19 protein-coding genes are annotated in these 17,537 nt (G+C 61.9%); 9 read left to right on the top strand and 10 right to left on the bottom strand.

Going from position 1 to position 17,537, the window contains the following annotated elements; translation table 11 throughout:
- The first annotated feature begins 194 nt into the window (after positions 1-194).
- Both I9018_RS15475 and I9018_RS15480 read left to right on the top strand, forming a co-directional pair.
- A complete protein-coding gene (locus tag I9018_RS15475) occupies positions 195-1,886 on the top strand; it encodes a SulP family inorganic anion transporter (RefSeq protein ID WP_241110016.1) in 1,692 nt (563 codons plus the stop codon).
- Positions 1,887-2,083: 197 nt separating this feature from the next.
- Positions 2,084-3,238 carry an ankyrin repeat domain-containing protein gene (locus I9018_RS15480; protein WP_241110017.1) on the top strand — a complete coding sequence of 385 codons (1,155 nt, stop codon included), beginning with the start codon at positions 2,084-2,086 and terminating at the stop codon, positions 3,236-3,238.
- A gap of 79 nt (positions 3,239-3,317) precedes the next feature.
- On the opposite strand, the gene I9018_RS15485 is transcribed toward I9018_RS15480, so the two are convergent.
- Positions 3,318-3,977 carry a hypothetical protein gene (locus I9018_RS15485; RefSeq protein WP_241110018.1) on the bottom strand — a complete coding sequence of 220 codons (660 nt, stop codon included), beginning with the start codon at positions 3,975-3,977 and terminating at the stop codon, positions 3,318-3,320.
- 173 nt (positions 3,978-4,150) lie between these two features.
- Here I9018_RS15485 and idi point away from each other — a divergent pair, with 173 nt between their 5' ends.
- Complete coding sequence (gene idi / locus I9018_RS15490) at positions 4,151-4,666, top strand: isopentenyl-diphosphate Delta-isomerase (RefSeq protein WP_241110019.1); 516 nt, start codon at positions 4,151-4,153, stop codon at positions 4,664-4,666.
- 60 nt (positions 4,667-4,726) lie between these two features.
- On the opposite strand, the gene I9018_RS15495 is transcribed toward idi, so the two are convergent.
- The 3 genes from I9018_RS15495 to I9018_RS15505 are packed head-to-tail and all read right to left on the bottom strand — an operon-like array spanning position 4,727 to position 5,775.
- Entirely contained in the window at positions 4,727-4,858 is a 132-nt protein-coding gene (locus I9018_RS15495) for a hypothetical protein (protein ID WP_241110020.1), read from the bottom strand.
- A gap of 55 nt (positions 4,859-4,913) precedes the next feature.
- Positions 4,914-5,411 (bottom strand): hypothetical protein, encoded by a 498-nt coding sequence (locus I9018_RS15500; protein ID WP_241110021.1) that lies wholly within the window; start codon positions 5,409-5,411, stop codon positions 4,914-4,916.
- A complete protein-coding gene (locus tag I9018_RS15505; protein WP_241110022.1) occupies positions 5,401-5,775 on the bottom strand; it encodes a hypothetical protein in 375 nt (124 codons plus the stop codon). Before I9018_RS15505 ends, I9018_RS15500 begins: the two co-directional genes overlap by 11 nt.
- 143 nt (positions 5,776-5,918) lie before the next feature.
- On the opposite strand from I9018_RS15505, the gene I9018_RS15510 reads away from it, so the two are divergent.
- The 4 genes from I9018_RS15510 (at position 5,919) to I9018_RS15525 (ending at position 9,125) form a co-directional block, all read left to right on the top strand.
- On the top strand, positions 5,919-6,401 hold the full coding sequence (locus I9018_RS15510) for a hypothetical protein (protein WP_241110023.1): 483 nt from the start codon (positions 5,919-5,921) through the stop codon (positions 6,399-6,401).
- A gap of 79 nt (positions 6,402-6,480) precedes the next feature.
- On the top strand, positions 6,481-6,858 hold the full coding sequence (locus tag I9018_RS15515; protein ID WP_068576910.1) for a cytochrome c: 378 nt from the start codon (positions 6,481-6,483) through the stop codon (positions 6,856-6,858).
- A gap of 246 nt (positions 6,859-7,104) precedes the next feature.
- Positions 7,105-7,965 (top strand): RNA ligase family protein, encoded by an 861-nt coding sequence (locus I9018_RS15520; protein WP_241110024.1) that lies wholly within the window; start codon positions 7,105-7,107, stop codon positions 7,963-7,965.
- Between the two features lie 14 nt (positions 7,966-7,979).
- On the top strand, positions 7,980-9,125 hold the full coding sequence (locus I9018_RS15525; RefSeq protein ID WP_241110025.1) for an AAA family ATPase: 1,146 nt from the start codon (positions 7,980-7,982) through the stop codon (positions 9,123-9,125).
- 117 nt (positions 9,126-9,242) lie between these two features.
- Here I9018_RS15525 and I9018_RS15530 read toward each other — a convergent pair whose 3' ends face one another.
- Complete coding sequence (locus I9018_RS15530; protein ID WP_225926535.1) at positions 9,243-10,325, bottom strand: hypothetical protein; 1,083 nt, start codon at positions 10,323-10,325, stop codon at positions 9,243-9,245.
- Positions 10,326-10,366: 41 nt separating this feature from the next.
- Here I9018_RS15530 and I9018_RS15535 point away from each other — a divergent pair, with 41 nt between their 5' ends.
- The gene (locus tag I9018_RS15535) at positions 10,367-10,933 is read left to right on the top strand and encodes a hypothetical protein (protein ID WP_241110026.1); all 567 of its coding nucleotides are present in this window, start codon (positions 10,367-10,369) and stop codon (positions 10,931-10,933) included.
- Positions 10,934-11,045: 112 nt separating this feature from the next.
- The gene (locus I9018_RS15540) at positions 11,046-12,011 is read left to right on the top strand and encodes a bifunctional GNAT family N-acetyltransferase/nucleoside diphosphate kinase regulator (protein WP_241110027.1); all 966 of its coding nucleotides are present in this window, start codon (positions 11,046-11,048) and stop codon (positions 12,009-12,011) included.
- Between the two features lie 265 nt (positions 12,012-12,276).
- Here I9018_RS15540 and I9018_RS15545 read toward each other — a convergent pair whose 3' ends face one another.
- The 5 genes from I9018_RS15545 to I9018_RS15565 all read right to left on the bottom strand — a co-directional run bounded on the left by I9018_RS15545 (position 12,277) and on the right by I9018_RS15565 (position 17,523).
- Positions 12,277-13,437, bottom strand: a complete 1,161-nt coding sequence (locus tag I9018_RS15545) for a M20 aminoacylase family protein (RefSeq protein WP_206600635.1) — start codon at positions 13,435-13,437, stop codon at positions 12,277-12,279.
- 90 nt (positions 13,438-13,527) lie between these two features.
- A complete protein-coding gene (locus I9018_RS15550; RefSeq protein WP_241110028.1) occupies positions 13,528-14,706 on the bottom strand; it encodes an aminotransferase class I/II-fold pyridoxal phosphate-dependent enzyme in 1,179 nt (392 codons plus the stop codon).
- Complete coding sequence (locus tag I9018_RS15555) at positions 14,703-15,533, bottom strand: 2,3,4,5-tetrahydropyridine-2,6-dicarboxylate N-succinyltransferase (RefSeq protein ID WP_068576924.1); 831 nt, start codon at positions 15,531-15,533, stop codon at positions 14,703-14,705. Before I9018_RS15555 ends, I9018_RS15550 begins: the two co-directional genes overlap by 4 nt.
- Positions 15,534-16,793, bottom strand: a complete 1,260-nt coding sequence (locus tag I9018_RS15560) for a diaminopimelate decarboxylase (protein ID WP_241110029.1) — start codon at positions 16,791-16,793, stop codon at positions 15,534-15,536.
- A gap of 34 nt (positions 16,794-16,827) precedes the next feature.
- Positions 16,828-17,523, bottom strand: coding sequence for an oxin biosynthesis protein (locus I9018_RS15565; RefSeq protein ID WP_068576926.1), 696 nt, complete (start codon positions 17,521-17,523; stop codon positions 16,828-16,830).
- Between the last annotated feature and the right edge of the window lie 14 nt (positions 17,524-17,537).

Raw genomic sequence — 17,537 nt, forward strand, 5'->3', positions numbered from 1 at the left:
CTGACCGGGTCGGCACTCTCCAACGTCGCCGGAGCGCTTGCAAACAAGGGCGATAACTTGCGCAAAAGCTGCTCTGGCTCATGGCTATCACCGGTCCAATCCGCTTGAATAGCGCCTTGCATTCCATCGCAGCCCACGCGGCTTGCCAGTGCATGGATGAATAACAAGAACGGAACACTTCGAAAGGACCCTGCATGTTGCTCTTCCGCTATCTGTCCGGCCTGTCCAACTTGCTGCATTACCGCCGTGAATGGTTGCGCGCCGACCTGCGGGCCGGTTTGTCGGTGGCGGCGATCCAGATTCCCATCGCCATTGCCTATGCCCAGATCGTCGGGTTGCCTGCGCAGTACGGGCTCTATGCCTGCGTGCTGCCGATGATCGTCTATGCCCTGGTCGGCAGCTCGCGGCAGTTGATGGTCGGCCCCGACGCCGCCACCTGCGCCATGCTCGGCGGGGCCGTGGCGCCCCTGGCCATGGGCGACCTGCAGCGCACCGTCGAGTTGTCGATGATTGTCACCGTGCTGGTGGGGCTGATGCTGATCGCCGCGGGGATCGCCCGGGCCGGGTTCATCGCCAGCTTCTTCTCGCGACCGATCCTCATCGGCTACCTGAACGGCATCGGCCTGAGCCTGATCGCCGGGCAAATGGGCAAGGTGGTGGGCTTCAAGATCGAGGGCGAGGGCTTCATCCTCGGGTTGATGGATTTTCTCCAGCGCCTGGGCGAGATCCACTGGCTGACCCTGGCCATCGGCTTGGCCAGCCTGGGCTTGCTGATCGGCTTGCCGCGCCGCTATCCACGGGTGCCGGCGGCGTTGGTGACGGTGGCGGTGTTCACCCTGCTGGCCGGGGTCTTCGGCCTCGACCAGTTCGGCGTGGCGATCTTGGGCCATGTGCCTGCCGGCATCCCCGAACTGTCCTGGCCCAGCACCACCCTGGAAGAGAGCAAGAGCCTGCTGCGCGACGCCCTGGGTATCGCCACGGTGAGTTTCTGCAGCGCCATGCTCACCGCCCGCAGCTTTGCCGCACGCCATGGCTATGCAATCAATGCCAACCATGAGTTCATCGCCCTGGGCATGAGCAACCTGGCAGCGGGGGCCTCCCAGGGCTTCGCCATCAGCGGCGCGGATTCGCGCACCGCGGTCAACGACATGGTCGGAGGCAAGAGCCAGTTGGTGGGCATCATCGCCGCCGTGGCGATTGCCCTGATCCTGCTGTTCTTCACCGCGCCCATGGCCTGGATCCCGCAGCCGGCCCTGGGCGCGGTCCTGCTGATGGCCGGCTGGGGCCTGATCGACGTGAAATCCCTCAGGCAGATCCACACGCTCAGCCGCTTCGAGTTCTGGCTGTGCCTGCTGACGACGGTGAGCGTGCTGGGCCTTGGGGTATTGCCGGGGATCATGTTCGCCGTGACCCTGGCCATCCTGCGCCTGCTGTACAGCATCTACCAACCCACCGACGCGGTGCTGGGCTGGATGCCAGGCATCGAAGGCCAGGTCGATATCAGCAAGTACCCGCAGGCCCGGACCGTGCCCGGGCTGGTGGTGTATCGCTTCGACGACGCGATCCTGTTCTTCAACGCCGACTACTTCAAGATGCGCCTGCTGGAGAACATCGGGCATGACGGCAAGCCCGAGGTGGTGTTGTTCGATGCCGAGGCGGTCACCGATATCGATGTCAGCGGCATCGCGGTGCTGCGGGAAATCCGCGACACCCTGGCTGCCCAGGGCATTCACTTCGCCATCGCCCGTGCCCGCGGCACCTTCCTGAAGATGCTGGAACGCTCGGGGATGAGTGCACAAATGGACGAGCAGCTACTGTTCGGCTCGGTGCGTGCAGGGATCAGGAGCTACCGGATCTGGCGCAACAGCGTGCGCGGCAAGCAGTGAGGCGGGGCGGGCGACCCTGGTCATAAGCCCTTCGGCACCAGCCCTGCACTCATTCGCTGCGACTGCGGTCGTGACACTCCGGCCTTCATGGGCGGTTGCATCGCAATCATAAGTGAGCAGTCCCTCTGGGTTACCGAAGTGGTTGACGAGCGCGGCGGTTAACGACTCAATGCGCCCCCGGAGCGTATCGACAGAACATGGACCTGCACCTGATGACCGAGTGGCAACGACTGTACGAAGAACACGAGAGCCAGCTGGATCGCCTCTACGAGGATGTCCTGGAGGGCAGGCTGGAGCGATTGCGGGCCTTTGCCCAACAGTATCCGCAGTTGCTGGAGCTGCCCCGCTATGGCTCCGCCGGGGATATCGGCCTGCTGCAGATGGCCGCCAGCGAAGGCCAGGTCGAGGTTTGCCAGCTGCTGCTCGAGCTGGGCCTGGAGGTGGATCGGCCTGTGGAGGTCTGCGGCCAGGAAACGGCGCTGGGGCTGGCGGCCAGTGAAGGGAGCCTGCCGACCTGTACCGCGTTGCTCGACGCCGGCGCCAGTGCCAATGGCCTGCCATTGAGCATCTGCCCGCCACTTTACGCGGCCGCGTTGGCCGGCCATGAGCAGGTGGTCGCACTGCTTCTGGCGCGGGGCGCCACGGTCAACCAATTGCATCGGCGCTTCAACAACACCGCCCTGGATGCCGCGCGCGCCTGGGGCCACCCGGCGGTAGCAGAGCTGCTGCAAGCCAATGGCGCACAGAGCATCCTGGATATCGACGCCCCGGACGTCGAGGGGCCTGGGCAGGCGATCGCGACCTTCGTCCACAACAGCGCCGGCTGGGTGCTGCCGGCGCTGTTCGGTCCGCCCAGCGCGGACCCTCGGTTTTCGCTGCATATCAGCCTGCTCACCAAGGGTCGCTACAAGCTGTTGTTCACTATTGGCCTGTACCACACCACTCCCATGACCGAGCTGTTCGTCTGCCTGCCCGAGGACTGGGCGCTTCCCCAGCACGGCCTGGCGCAGCAGCCAGCCTGGTGCTTCCCGGTGCAGCTACTGGCTCGCCTGGCCCGCCAGAGCCTGGAGCACCAGGCCTTGGCCGAGGGGATGCTGGTACTGCGTGATGATCCTGGCTATGGGGACCTGGCCTGGCCCGATTCGGTGGATGCGATGCTGGCGGTGGACAAGCCATGGGACCCGGCATCCGCGGGCGAGGAGATTGCCGACGATGACCGGGTGGACCTGTTGTTGCTGGTCCCGGTGAAATTCACTGCCAAGGGCAGGCCCACCGGTGAGGCCCTGGATGCCCTGGTCGCTCGCAAGCGCAAGGCGAGCTGGAAGGTCCTGGCGCTCAAGTCCCCGGCCTGATACCCGGGCAAGGGAAATGGCGGCCCCCGTCGGCCCATGGGCGCCGACGGGGACAGTGCAGTGGGTCAGGCAGGGGGCGTTACTGGGTGATGGTCAGGCTGCCGGTGGCCTGGACCGAGCCATACCGAATACGCGAATAGACCGGGTCGCTGTAGCTGAAGTCCATGACGGTGCCCATGGAGCCAAGATGTATGGCCTGGCAGCTGAAGTTCACCGCCACTTGCCCGCCATAAGGCGTGACGCCGATGGCGACCTGGGTCGGCCCGGTCCATTCGATCTTGCAGCCCAGCGTGCTGCCCCCGGCGCTGGTGTTGTAGCCACGGCAATTCAAGCTGGCGTTGCCGTTGCTGGTGTTGGGCAAGCCAGCCCACTTGGCGATAGCCAGGTTGGCCGAGCAGGAGGTGTTGATGCTGCTGGCCCCCGGAGCAAGCTTATAGACCCCGGAAGGCGGCGCGAGGGTGGCGGTGACAGGTGTCAGCGGCAGTGGCGAGAATGTCGCCGCGGCCTGGTTTTCGACCACCGTCGTCCTTGAGGGCGGGAGCTTGCACACCACCACGGCGCCAACGTCGTCGGACTTCTTCAGCTCACCCAGGGCGGTAATGTCAGAGCCACCCTTGGACTCGCAAAAGAGCTTTCGCAGCTGGGCTTTTTCTTCGACATCGGCTGCGGATGAGGCGTGGGCCAGGGGGGTAAGTGCCAGGCCGATGACTCCTGCCAGCAACAGGCGTGAAAGATTCATGATCGATTCCTTATCGATGTTAAGACCGGGCGAAGGGTATGCCCGGCCTGTCGCCGATTTAATGACAAAAGCTCGGGTGTGAGCCTGTACTAAGCTGGACCGGAACAAGATCATTCGAGATGGGCCCTGGTATCCGGTGCTGAAGGCCCACTCGCCAACGCAAGGAATGTCACATGCCGCACATCGAGGTCATCCTGGTGGATGCCAACGACAGGGAAGTGGGCGTCATGGAGAAGCTGGCGGCCCACCAGGTCGGGGCCCGCCACCGGGCGGTATCGGTCTACGTATTCAACAGCCGTAATGAGTTGCTGCTGCAAAGGCGCGCAGCAGGCAAATACCATTGCGGCGGTTTATGGAGCAACACCTGCTGCGGGCACCCACTGCCAGGCGAAAGCACCGATCAGGCGGCGCAAAGGCGCCTGGAAGAAGAGATGGGGTTGACCTGCCCGATGACCAAGCGCTTGGAGCTCAGTTACTTTCTCAACCTGCCGGGAGGCTTGATCGAGCACGAATACGGGCACCTGTACTTTGCCCGTAGCGATCTTGAGCCCGTATTGAATCCTGCCGAAGCGGACGCCTTTTCTTATCGCTCCCTCGAGGAAATTCGCCAGGATATCCAGGCACATCCTGACGACTACACGCCCTGGTTCAAGTTCACCTTCCCCGAGGTCTTGACCCTCAGGCTCTAGCCCCCGCCGCTGATATCGCAGCGTTCGCACCGGCATTGGCGAGGCCCGCCAATGCGTGGCTCATTGGCAGGATTGCGCGGTCGTGGCGCGGATTCCGGCCGTGATGAAGGTGATCAGGTAGTTGGCCTTCACCTCGATATCCATGGTCTTGACCTCGCCAGCGCAGATCCGCTCGATGCGCTCATCGAACACGCTGATGACCAAGGCGCCGACAGCGAAGTGATAAGCCCAATGCGCCGCGGCCGCATCAAGCCAGGTTCCCTACATACAGCTCATTGAAGACCACATCGTCATCCAGATCGGAAAAACGATCGAAGTCGTCGATCTCATCCGGCATTGCGTAGTAGACAAGGTAATTTCTATCCAGGACCAGATAACCGCCCACAAGCTCCTGTCTTTTGGATCGCGCCTTGATTTCGCCTGCCGTTATCCCGGGGTAGAACCTTTTATCAAACCGACCCGTATAAGGAGGCTCGCAGCATAAGGAGACGATATTGCCGGCCTCGTTGGCGGAAAATGAGATGGCTCCGCCGTCGATCCTGTAGCAGGTGTACGTCATCCCGAAGTTTTCGAAATCAAAGGCTTGTACATCGAACTCATCCAGGATGTTCCAGACGATATCGTCTGCATTGTCTCCCAGGCAGATACCGCCAATCGACTTCCCAGGGACTATCTCGAGATCCAGGCCAATCACAATGTCATCTTCGCCATTCGCACGCCTGTGAATATCGTACTTAGTCGCCATCGGCCACTAGAACCTCGTCTTCCCTGATGGCGTTCTTCAGCAAGTGCACAAACTCGACAATCTTGTCTTCACTGCGCCCTTGCAGATAATCAACCAGTATTTGTTGATGGGCGGGGTAGATTCGCGTTGTTCCGTAGGGGTCTATACAGATTCCGGTTTTCTGCTCAAGGTCCAGAAAGGCAGGTTCCAGAAACTTGACGTCCCGGTCATGAATGGACAAAGAGGGTTTGTTGCCTTGGCTATCGGCCAAGTATGAAAAATCCAGCACAGGCAGCTCATTCAAAGTGTGGCGGGTAAGGTGCCGAATTGCCGGCTGGGCAAATAGAGCTTTACCCTCTTGGAGGCTCTGGATCGGCCAGTTCATATCACCGGAGCATGGTAGAATCCGCTGCCCAAAAGTGCGAGCCCCGCGAAATCGGGCGCCCAAAAACTGAGGCGACGCGCTAAAGGGTGGCCATGCCGAACCTGGGCCGGCAGTGATAAAAATAGCCGTGAGCGCTAGCGCATATGAAAGGACTGCAAGAGCGATGGAGTGATGGCCAGTTGATCGGCCTGGACATCATGTATCGCCAACCTGGGGTTATCGAGCCCATAGCGATCGACTCGATTGAAAACACCGAACTTACCCATACCTATGGCAGGGCCTACAGCCTTTCACGGCAAGCAAAGACCACGCTGGGTGAGTTGCTTGGTGAAGATGACGATGTATGGGCGCAAGTCCAGGTAAACCATAAGTTATCCCTGAGCAATGGCCAGGTCGTTCTATGCGGCGAGGGCGAAATGGGCAACGAGGGTTTTATCGCCAGGACCGATGCACGCAATCATTTGGAGTGGTTCCTGTTCTCGACCACAGCCAATCCATTCGTGGCGATCAAGCAAGAAGGCGACCTGGTTTACGTTCAGTCCACGCACAACTTTTGTGTCGTCTTGAACCTGTTGGACGATGACGTGCTCATTGTCAACGAAAGCGTTTTTCAAGCTGCCCGATAGCAGTTGCAGGGCCCCAATCACAGTGGCGACTGCAACTGAAAAGGACTTCATACCTGACCGAGGGAAATGCAAAATAAAAATGAAAAGATCATTGATCGCTTCACTGGCTGTTCTAGCGTTGATCCAAGTGCCGTTATCCTTCGCCGATAATGCCAACGGCAAAAACCTCTACCTGCAGCGATGTGCCGTGTGCCATGGCCCGGATATCAAGGGAACAGGGCCATTGGCCAATAAAAGCAATCCTCCTACCCCGGACCTCACGACATCCGCCTTCAAGAAACGCCTGAACGATTACCCGGGCGTCATCGTCTCCTCGGTGATACTGCGACCAAACGGCGACCTGATCCCAAGAACCTTGCGCGAGAACGGCGTGAAGATTGCGCCCTATGCCTGGAAGGTCCAGGACTTTCGTGATTTGCACCAGTACATGACTGGGGTGATCGCGAAAACTCGTTGACCTGGCCCAGCTCAACGTATCGCAGGGCTTGACCAGGTACCGCCGTCTGCTGTTGAATGCGCGCCCTCAAGCCCCTGCAACCTTTCTCCCAAGTGGTGAAGCCAGTGCCCTACGCCAGCCAACACGCCTGATACCGACGACGGTCCATCGTGCCTGATGGCTGCCCGCGCCTTTGCGCGGCGGCGCCTCATCGCTGTGCCTGCCTGATCCTGTCGTCGGTTTTTCCCTATTCCCAAGGAGAAACCCATGAACATGGATATTCGTGCCGACGCGCACTCCCTAGAACTGCTCAAGTACCCCCGTACCCCCCACCTGGAAAGCTCGCGCCTGCAGGATGGCGACACTGACGCCGGACAGGTTCGTTATGCCTCCCTGGCTGGCCAATGGCTGGTGGTGGAAGAAAAACTCGACGGTGCCAACGCCGGCATCAGCTTTACCGAGGGCGGCGAACTGCGCCTGCAATCCCGTGGCCACTACCTCACCGGAGGCGGACGCGAGCGCCAGTTCAATTTGTTCAAGCAGTGGGCCGCGGCCCACGAACACTGGCTGCTGGAGCGCCTGGAAGATCGCTTCGTACTGTACGGCGAGTGGCTGCACAAGAAGCACTCAGTGTTCTACGACCACTTGCCCCATTACTTTTGCGAGTTCGACGTGTGGGACCGCAGCAGCGGGTTGTTCTTGTCTACGGCCGCACGCCGCAAGTTGCTCAAGGATGGCCCCGTGCTGTCGGTACCGGTGCTGTACGAAGGCCCGGTGCCACGCCGGCAGGCCGAGCTGATGGCGCTGGTTGGCGATTCGCTGGCCAAGACTGCCCATTGGCGCGAGGCGTTCGAACACGTGGTGCAGCGCGAAGGCCTCGACCTGGCTCGGGCCTGGCGCCAGTGCGACCGCTCCAGTCGCATGGAAGGCTTGTACCTGAAGCTTGAGGACGCACAGCAAACCCTCAGCCGCTTGAAGTGGGTTCGCCAGGATTTCGTCCAGGCCATCCTCGATGCCGACCAGCACCATGCCAATCAACCGTTCATTCCCAATCAACTGGCCGACGGCGTCGACCTCTACGCGCCGCGCCTGTCCATGGACTGGCATGGCCCCTGCCGTGGCTACTGAAGGAGCTTTTCGAGATGGATATTCATCCACTGCAACACCTGGTGCCCGAGCCTGGGCACGCCATGGACAGCGCCGCCTGCCTGGCGGCCATCCCGGCCCTGGCGCGCCTGGCCGACACCCCGCAGGACCCGACCTACCACGCCGAGGGCGATGTGTGGATTCACACCCGCATGGTGGTGGAGGCGCTACTGGCCCAGCCGGCCTACCAGCAAGCCAGCGCCGAGCAGCGCTTCGTGCTGTTCTTCGCCGCCTTGCTGCATGACATCGCCAAGCCCGATACCACAGTGATCGACCCCGAGACCGGGCGTATCGGCCAACCCGGACACTCGCGTCGGGGAGCGGTGGATGCCCGGCTACTGTTATGGCGCGCCGCTGTGCCGTTCGAGCTGCGCGAGCAGATCTGCCGCATCATCGCCGTGCACCAGGTGCCGTTCTTCGCCCTGCAAGGCGATCGCAGCGGGCGCAGCACGGAGTTCCTGCTCCACAAGCTGTCCTGGGAACTGCCGGTGTGGATGCTCTGTGCGGTGGCCGAGGCCGACATGCAAGGCCGCGATTACGCTGGCAAGGCCGATGTCTTGAGCGCCATCGAACTGTGGCGTGAACTGGCGGCCGAGGAGGGCTGCCTGCACGGGCCGCGGGCGTTTGCCGACGACTACACGCGCATCCAGTACCTGCGTGGCGCCCGGGTGCATCCCGACTATGCGCTGCATGCACCGCAAGGCTCGCAAGTGGTGATGCTCTCCGGCTTGCCGGCCAGCGGCAAGGACACCTGGGCCGCGCGACATCATCCGGGCCTGCCGGTGGTCTCGTTCGACGATGCGCGCCAGGCCCTGGGCCTGCGCCATGGGCAGAACGAAGGCGCCGCCGCGCACTACGCCATCGACCGGGCCAAGGCCTTGTTGCGAGAGCAGCGGCCGTTCGTATGGAACTCGACGCACCTGTCGGCGCAGATGCGCAATCGCACCCTGGACTTGCTGTACGGCTACGGTGCAGAGGTGGAGATCGTCTACCTGGAAAGCCCGGAGAGCGAGATCATGCGGCGCAACCAGCAGCGCGACACCTCGCTGCGCAACGCGGATATCCGCCGCATGCTATTCAAATGGGAGGTGCCGCTGCCGACCGAGGCGCACCGGGTGAGTTACCAGGCGCTGACCAGCTGATGCCGGAGGAGGGCCGTGGAGGCCAGGGGGATGTAGAGAGTGGCGCCCTTGCATGATTACGCTGGCCAACCCCATGGCCAGGTGGAACAAGGCAAGGGCGCAGCGGGTTGGCCCAGGTTAGTTCTGCCAGCACTGCGCGTAGCGCTCACACACCCCGTAGCGCTTGTCCAGGTCGGCCATCCGGGTCCAGTGATCGGCCATCGTTTCTTTTTGCAGCTGCTCATCGAGCCGATGGTAGTACTGCAACATCGCGTTGTTGGTAGCCAGCGCCTGGGTGACATCGGTGGCCTGGGTGTCTGGCACCAGTGCCTTGATGGCTGGTGTATCCAAGCGCGAGAGGCGTGTGTGGTACTCGACCTTGTAGTGCTCGAGCGCGCTGGCCTTTACCCCTTGAGCCTGCTTCAGGTAAGTCGCTACGTTCTGCCGAAATTGGGTCCAATAGGCATCCGGCAGGTCCAGGTTCATCTGCCGCTTGCGTTTGTCGACCACCAGGTCGACGGCTTCGTTCTGGCTGCTCTCGCTCAAGGCAGGCCCAGGCTTCATCTCGCTGATGATGCTCTGCGAGACAATCTGCTCGATCATTTCGTCACGCTCGACGGTGGCCGGCAGGCCCTTTACGGGCGCAGGGAAGAGGGCGTTGGCGCCCAGGCAGCTTGCCAGGCCTTTATTCACCAGAGGGACAGGGGAGCGCACCACTTGGCCCTGCGCTTGGTGCAGGCGCTTGAGCGATGTCACGCACTGACTGCCGGCACGACTGAAGGTGAGTTCGTATTCAGCGCCACTTTGCGGCGTGAAGGTGAAGGCCATGCCACATACCGAGCCGGTGCCTTGGGTATTGAGGTGCAGCATCCGCTCTTTGTTCGGGGCCAAGCGGATTTCCAGGTAAGGCGTCTTCTGGGAGGCAGGAGGTATCGACATGTTCGCTCGCCGGCGAGAATCGGCGAGGAACAAGTTATTGAGAATCCCCGTGGTTTGCCCGTCACAGTTCTGCTCATCGAACACACCCAGCGTGGCGCTGCTCATGTCGCTGATAAAACGAAGCTTGGCGGCGTCTGCTTCGGTTGCATCCGGATAAGTGCCCGATAAACTGCAGCCGCTCAAGATCAAGGCGAAGGCCATGGCACCCGATACACGGCCGGTGAAAATACTACTCATAGTGGGTGTCATCCTTAACGCTTGATTTGAAAGGGGCAGCATCATAATGGGAAAGCCACATTTTGTTTCAATGGATCGAGTATCGAATGCGCAAGACAAGTCAGTTGTTGGTCGTTGGAGTTACAGCCTTGATGAGTGCCTGTTCGGCATTACCGCCTGAAATGGCCCTGGATTCCAAAGTCTATTCCACCGAAAACGCAGGCCTCGTCCTCGGTTCGCTGATCGAGGGCGGGCCCTACGGCACCTGGATCAGTTTTCGTAATGTGAATAGCGGCAAGACCTACGGCTGGGCTCCCAAGGACTATTACTCGGCATGGCTGCCTGCAGGTACCTATGAAGTGAATGACCTGGGTTCACGCCGCGGGCTCATGGGACCCTATTCGAAACCCCTGCGTTTTACCGTGGCCAACGGCCAACTCAATTACCTGGGCGAGATGGCGTACGGCTGCCCGGTCGCGGCCCACCCAGCTGCCGTCTATGGGGTCAAGAACTGCGGTTTCCTTACACTGGGAACCTGTACGGTGGACCGTCCCAGTATTGCCATATGTGTGACGGACAGGCAGGAACAGGCCGTTCGAACCTTCGTCAAACAGCACCCGCAATACTCCCAGCTTCCGGTCAGGCCGACCGTGATGTCGATGCAGCAGCCGTAACGACGGCCAACTCGCTTGGGCATCGATGACGGGTAGGGCAGGGAGCAGGTTGTGATCTTTTCGGCATTGCTCGCCTTATGCCTTAAGATGCCCGGTTGCCGAAAGAACCGTCATGGCCATAACCGCCATGAAGGGCTTTCATCCTTTACAAACAAGTGTGGTGAAGATGAACAAGCCTTTCATTTCGCTGTGCCCTGAAATCACTCGGGCACATGCGCTGACGTTGAAAGATTGGTTGGAAGATGAGCGCGTTACCTGTTACCTCAGCGATTCACGTGATGTTTCCCGTTCCATCGAACACGTCATCGATCGGACTCAACTGCCGATCCTGACCCATCTATTCAACCGAGGCGGCCGGTTCTTCATGGCCTATGACCGCCATGACGCCCCGGTGGGTTTTGTCCGTCTCGTCAAGACCGACTCCAATTGCGAGATCGTCCTGGTTATCGGCGACAGCGATAAATGGGGCCGAAACCTTGGCGCCCGGACCCTCCGCGAGGGCATGAAACTGGCCTTTCTCGACATGCGGGCCGAAAAGCTCATCGCCAAGATCCACCCGGACAACTCGCGCTCATTGAAAGCCTTTGTGCGCAGCGGCTTTGTGCTTGAGAACGAAACGCCGGCATTGAAGTCGTTTTCCATGACGGCGGGGCGCTATCTGCAGTTCTTGCGCGAAGGTGCCGCTGGCGACTCCACGGGGATCTACATCACCGAAATCGACAAGGCCAGGCTCGAGAGCCTGATCGTCTTCGAGCAAGGCCCGGCCGTTGTTGAACTCGAACATGAGCTTGAGCGAGCCATTGTCGTCAAGCCGCAGCAAGTGGCGCGCAACGTCGTCACGATGAACTCCAGGGCCTTGTTGCACCTGGACGACGAAGAAATCGAAGTAGCCCTGGTCTACCCAGACGACGCGGACAGCAGCGCCGGGAAGCACTCCGTGTGTTCCGACATCGGCGCCGCCATCCTCGGCTATCAGGAGGGCGATGCCATCGACTGGCGTATTTCTGATCGGACCCGCCGGATCGAAATCAGGAAAGTGCTTTATCAGCCGGAGGCCGCTGGCGATTTCCACCTGTAATTGCACCTTCAGCTCAGTGTTCGTTTATCAGGCAAAGGACGAGGTTGCGCTTTCCAGGCCTTAAGCTGCGCGTGCGCAACGGCGGACATGAGCCATGAGGGCTCCGATGAGATTAGCTAGGCGTCAACTCGCGGTCCTGCAGCTGATGCCTCTTGAGATGTTCCTCGATTCAAGCTCATGGAAAACGGGCCTGCGATACCCGCACGGCCCGTTTGGATAAAGCGCCGCTCCCTCCCGCAAATGCGCACCTGATCGGGGCCATTGCTCACACCTGTAGCCGGTGCCGGACGAGGGCGACCCAGTAGGCCACGCCCATGGGCATGATTTCGTCGTTGAAGTCGTAATGCGGGTTGTGCAACGAGCGACCGCCTTCGGCCGAACCGTTGCCGATCCAGATGTAGGCGCCAGGCTTGCGTTCGAGCATGAAGGCAAAGTCTTCCCCGGTCATGCTCGGTGCCACGGTAGTACCGACGTTTTCCCGCCCGGCCACGGCGCGGCTGGCGACCACGCAATGTTCGGCATGCACCGCGCTGTTGATCACCGGTGGCGATCCGAATTCGAAGAACTCCAGTGATGCGCGCACGCCCATTGCGGCCGCCAGTTGTTCGACCAGTTCGAGCATTCGACGCGATGCGATTTCGCCAGCCGCGGGGCGAAAGTAGCGCAGGGTGCCGGTCAGGCGGGCGGTGTCGGGAATGATGTTGTGGGTATGCCCGGCATGGAACTGTGTGATGCTGAGGACCAGTGCGTCGGCCGGGTCGATATTACGTGACACGATGCTCTGCAATGCCGTGACCAGGTGTGCCGCCGCCAATAGCGGATCAGTGCCTTGGTGGGGGATGGCGGCATGGCAGCCGCAGCCGCTGACGACAATTTCAAAGGGCCTGGCGCCTGCCATTGCCGCACCGTGATGCACCACGAATCGACCCGCCTCCAGGCCTGGCCAGTTGTGCAGGCCGTACACGCATTCGGCGCGAAACCTGTCAAACAGGCCGGCGTTCATCATCGCCTTGGCCCCCGTACCGATTTCCTCGGCCGGTTGAAAGATCAAGTGGACTTTGCCCGCGAAGCGCCGGTCCGTCGCCAGGCGGCTGGCAGCTCCCAACAGCATCGCGATATGGCCGTCGTGACCACAGGCATGCATCCAGCCGTCGTGGCGTGAGCGGTGGGCAAAGGTGTTTTCTTCCTGGATGGGCAGGGCATCCATGTCGGCGCGCAGGGCGATCTCGATGCCGGGTTGCTCGCCTTCGATCGTCGCGACAACACCGGTTCCGCCAATGCTCTCATGGGGCTGCAAGCCGAAACTGCGCAGTGTCTCGGCGATGAATGCGCAGGTCTTGCTCTCGGCGAATCCCGCCTCTGGATGCTGATGCAACCAGCGACGCCAGCCCACCATGCGTTCTTGCAGCCCTGCGTCCGTTGCCATTGCCATCTTGCTGTTCCTGTCCCTGAGGTGACTCTGAATCGGTATCGCATCCGCCAGGGGATGCAGTTGTGCGTTCCAGTCGCCGTCGGCCTATTGGCGGCTCAACCCGGTACGCAGGCGCCGCAGGGCCTCCCCCATGATCGATGACTGATGAACCAGGGCCAGGCGCACGAAGCCATCTCCGGGGTTGCTGGCGTCGCTGGCGGCATGACACAGATAACGTCCGGGCATCACTCGCAAACTCTGCTCGGTCCATAACCGCTGCGCGGTCGCCTCGCCATCGGCGACGGCCAGCCAGAGGAAGAAACCAGCTTCGGCGCGCTGGTAGCCGGGCACTTGGGCGAGGCAATCATCGGCCATGTCCCAGTTGCGTTGCAGGGCCTGCTGTTGCTGCTGCACATGGGCCTCGTCCTGCCACAGCGCGGCCGAGGCCGCGCACGTCGGCCAGGCCAGCGACACCCCGCAGGAACGATTGAACGCGGCATAGGCGGCAATACTCTGTGGGTCGCCGGCAATGAAACCGCTGCGCAAACCCGGCGCGGCGGAGCGCTTCGACAAGCTGTGCAGCACCACGAACGGGCACGGCGCGACCCTGCCGGCCTCGACCAGGCTGAGATAGCCGGGCGGTGCTGAATGCCAGAGCAGATCCATGTAGCACTCATCGACCAGCAGGCTGGCATGGGCCTGGTGTGCCCGGCGGCTGATTGCCGCCAGCGTATCGGCGCAGAGGATGTTGCCCAGTGGATTGCCGGGGTTGCACAGCACCACGGCCGCGGCGCTGTCGCCGGCCAACGCCAGTTGGGCGGCAAGGTTGGCCTCCAGCTGCCCATCGCAAAGATCGTAGAACAAGGCCCGCGCGCCCGCGGCTTCGGTTGCCGCGACATACGTGGGGTAGAAGGGATTGGGCAGCACCACCACCGGCACCGCCACACCCCGTGCCCGCGCTCGGGTGACCGCGAGGGCGATGCAGGTGGCGACCGCCTGCTTGGTCCCCGGGGTGGGTTCGATGGCAATCGACTTGCCGAGGCTGTCGGCGATGCCAAAACGGCGCCGCAGCCAGTGACTGTAGGCCTCGCGCAGTGCCGTGGTCGCCGCCAGCGGCGGGTAGCGGGTCCAGTCTTGGAGGTCCGACAACGGTGCCAGCAGCGATGTCGGATCGCCCAGCCTGCTTTCGCCCAGGTGCAGGGCGATCACCGACAAGCCTGGCGCGGGCGGCAGGTCATCCAGCAGGCCCTGCAGTCTGGCGAAAGCGTTGCCTGCGACGTTCATTGGCTGAGCACCCGGACCAGGTCGTTGAGCGCAGTTTTCGAACGTGTGCGCTCATCGACGTATTTCACGATTACCGCACAGGCCAGCGATACGCCCGGCAGCTTCGGATCGGCGCGATTGCCGGCGATCACCACCGCGTTGGCCGGCACCTCGCCGAAGCGCACTTCGCCACTCTCGCGGTCGATGATGGGCGTCGAGGCACCGAGGTAGACCCCCATGCCGATCACCGCTCCGCTGCGCACGATGACGCCTTCGGCTACCTCGCTGCGGGCACCGATGAAAACGTTGTCCTCGATGACCACGGGGTTGTCGCCGATGGGCTCGAGCACGCCGCCCAGGCCCACGCCGCCGGAGATATGGCAGCGTGCGCCGACCTGGGCGCAGGAACCGACCGTTGACCAGGTGTCGATCATCGTGCCTTCGCCGACGTACGCGCCGATGTTGATGAAGCACGGCATCAACACGGCGCCCGGGGCAATGTACGCCCCGGCCCGGACGACCGCGCCGGGGACCACTCGGATGCGCGCGTCACGGAACGCGGCGGCGTCCCATTGTTCGAACTTCAGCGGTAGCTTGTCGTAGCTTTTCGGCCGCCCGGGGTTGGTTTCGCCCAGGGCATTTTCGCGGGTCAGGAAGGACAGCAGAATCAGCTTCTTGACGTAGGCATCGCAGACCCACTGGCCATCCTGTACATAGGCTGCGCGCAACTCGCCACGCTCCAGGGCAGCGAGGCCGGTTTCGATCGACGGCACCAGGGCCGACAATTCTTGCGTCGTCAGCAGCGTGCGCCGTTCGAACGCTGCTTCAATCAATGCACGGTTACTCATTTAACGCACCTTGTGAGGGTTGAAGACGTCTACGGGTTGCCATTGAATCGGGCCGGTATGGTCATCGAAGGTCTCGGCCCGACGGATTTCGACGACATCGCCATCGTCGGTCAGCATCAATTCCGCCGGGCGCAACCGGCCGTTATAGGTAAAGCCCATGGCATGTCCGTGGGCTCCCGTGTCATGGATCAGTGCGAGGTCGCCGATGAACGGGGTCGGCAGCGGGCGATCCACGGCGAACTTGTCGAAGTTCTCGCACAGTGCACCGACCACATCGAACACGCCCTCGGGGCGTTGACTGGCGAAGGGCAGCGTCAGGTGGTGGTAGGCGCCATACAGTCCGGGGCGCATCAGCGCCGACATCGAGGCATCGAGGCCGACGATTTCCCGCGCCTTGCTGCAGCGGTTGATGACCCGGGACACCAGCACCCCGTGCGGGCCGCTGATGTAGCGACCCAACTCCATCAGCAGCTTGGGTGCGTGGCGGGGGAATGCCTGCTTCAGCGCGTGTTTCAGCGCATCGGCGTACGCGGTGAGATCGAGGGCCTGGTCGTCGGGCCGGTAGGGAATGCCCAGGCCACCGCCGATATTGATGTATTGGAGTTCGATGCCCGCCTCGCGAGCCACCCGCGCCCCGACCTCGATGACTTGCACACCGGCCTGCACCGCGGCCTCCAGCGACAGCTCGTTGGCGCACATCATGCCGTGGAGACCAAAATGCCGGGCACCGCGATCCCATGCCTCGCGATAGCCCTGAACCAGTTCGGCCTCGGGAACGCCGAATTTCGATTGCTGGGCGTTGCCCATCTGTGACGACCGGGCGATGACGCCGTGGGGCGACACGCGAAAGGCAACGATATCCGGCAAGGATGTCACTTGCTCCAGCATGCTGCGGTCGTCGAATGTGATCAGGGCGCCGGCCCGCAGCGCCATCTGGTATTCGCTGGGCGAGGTGTTGTTGGAGGTGAAGACAATGTCGTCACCCCGCGCGCCCAGCCGTTCGGCCAGCATTAACTCGACCGGCGATGAACAATCCAGCCCGCTGCCCTCCTTGAGCAGCAGGGACAGGATGGCTGGCGTGGGGAGCGCCTTGACCGCGAAGTACTGACGAAACGCGCTGTCGGCGAAGGCTTGCACCACGTTTCGATGGGTTTGGACGATGGCGCGCTGGTCATAGAGATGAAAAGGCGTCGGGTAGATCTTCGTCAGATCATCGAGCAGCGGCAACAAGCGTCGGGCGAAGCTTTCGGATATGGGCACGGCGGTTTCTCCTCGCGGCGCGGGCGTGATCGGCTCAGGGCACCAGTGCGATGCACAGGGTTCGATTGCGCAGGCCGCTGATCGGGCGCGTGTAGGGGAAGTAGTAGGACTCCTCGATCTTGAAGCCGGCCTCGATCAGTGCATCGCGCAGGTAGTCCCGGGAGATGAACCAGAAACCGTCGACCTTGTCGTGGGCGGCAAAGAGCGTGTCGGGATCGCGCGGCGAATCGTTGGAGAACACCAGGGTCGTGCCGGATTCCAGGTTCAACTCCTTGAGCTTGTCGAAGGTCGGCTTGAGCTCCAGCTCCGGATGGAACAAATGGCCGAGCAAGCCGTCGGCATAGACCGACTTGACGCCGGCGAGGGCGCCGGGCTCCAGCTTGAAGAAGTCGGCGGTGTACGCATCCACGCCTTTTTTCCGGCTCAGGGCCACCGCTTCATCGTTGAAGTCGATAGCCAGCACGCGGCGCTTGGCCTGCACCAGGTCGCCCTCGACAAAACCATTGCCGCAGCCAATGGAGAAAATCGTCGCGCCTTCCTGGGTCAGGGACTTGAGCTTGAGCCCCAGATGCGAGCGGTATTCGGGGCTGTAGGTGGAGGGGGTGATGGAATCGTTGAACGCTCCACCCTGTTCCCAGATCCCGTAGATGGTGGCATCGCTATCGCCAAACCGGCGGGTGGTGCCGTAGTAGTCTTCAACCTGTTTGAGGTCCTGCATCGGCTTCGTCATCTCTGTCTCTCCTT

This window comes from Pseudomonas sp. MPFS (assembly GCF_022537035.1).
Taxonomy (GTDB): domain Bacteria; phylum Pseudomonadota; class Gammaproteobacteria; order Pseudomonadales; family Pseudomonadaceae; genus Aquipseudomonas; species Aquipseudomonas sessilinigenes.

Bases quoted from the DNA above. Each gene is read 5' to 3' on its own strand.
- I9018_RS15475 (WP_241110016.1), top strand. From the start codon at position 195: ATGTTGCTCTTCCGCTATCTGTCCGGCCTGTCCAACTTGCTGCATTAC.
- I9018_RS15480 (WP_241110017.1), top strand. From the start codon at position 2,084: ATGGACCTGCACCTGATGACCGAGTGGCAACGACTGTACGAAGAACAC.
- I9018_RS15485 (WP_241110018.1), bottom strand. From the start codon at position 3,977: ATGAATCTTTCACGCCTGTTGCTGGCAGGAGTCATCGGCCTGGCACTT.
- idi (WP_241110019.1), top strand. From the start codon at position 4,151: ATGCCGCACATCGAGGTCATCCTGGTGGATGCCAACGACAGGGAAGTG.
- I9018_RS15500 (WP_241110021.1), bottom strand. From the start codon at position 5,411: ATGGCGACTAAGTACGATATTCACAGGCGTGCGAATGGCGAAGATGAC.
- I9018_RS15505 (WP_241110022.1), bottom strand. From the start codon at position 5,775: ATGAACTGGCCGATCCAGAGCCTCCAAGAGGGTAAAGCTCTATTTGCC.
- I9018_RS15510 (WP_241110023.1), top strand. From the start codon at position 5,919: ATGAAAGGACTGCAAGAGCGATGGAGTGATGGCCAGTTGATCGGCCTG.
- I9018_RS15515 (WP_068576910.1), top strand. From the start codon at position 6,481: ATGAAAAGATCATTGATCGCTTCACTGGCTGTTCTAGCGTTGATCCAA.
- I9018_RS15520 (WP_241110024.1), top strand. From the start codon at position 7,105: ATGAACATGGATATTCGTGCCGACGCGCACTCCCTAGAACTGCTCAAG.
- I9018_RS15525 (WP_241110025.1), top strand. From the start codon at position 7,980: ATGGATATTCATCCACTGCAACACCTGGTGCCCGAGCCTGGGCACGCC.
- I9018_RS15530 (WP_225926535.1), bottom strand. From the start codon at position 10,325: ATGATGCTGCCCCTTTCAAATCAAGCGTTAAGGATGACACCCACTATG.
- I9018_RS15535 (WP_241110026.1), top strand. From the start codon at position 10,367: ATGCGCAAGACAAGTCAGTTGTTGGTCGTTGGAGTTACAGCCTTGATG.
- I9018_RS15540 (WP_241110027.1), top strand. From the start codon at position 11,046: ATGGCCATAACCGCCATGAAGGGCTTTCATCCTTTACAAACAAGTGTG.
- I9018_RS15545 (WP_206600635.1), bottom strand. From the start codon at position 13,437: ATGGCAACGGACGCAGGGCTGCAAGAACGCATGGTGGGCTGGCGTCGC.
- I9018_RS15550 (WP_241110028.1), bottom strand. From the start codon at position 14,706: ATGAACGTCGCAGGCAACGCTTTCGCCAGACTGCAGGGCCTGCTGGAT.
- I9018_RS15555 (WP_068576924.1), bottom strand. From the start codon at position 15,533: ATGAGTAACCGTGCATTGATTGAAGCAGCGTTCGAACGGCGCACGCTG.
- I9018_RS15565 (WP_068576926.1), bottom strand. From the start codon at position 17,523: ATGACGAAGCCGATGCAGGACCTCAAACAGGTTGAAGACTACTACGGC.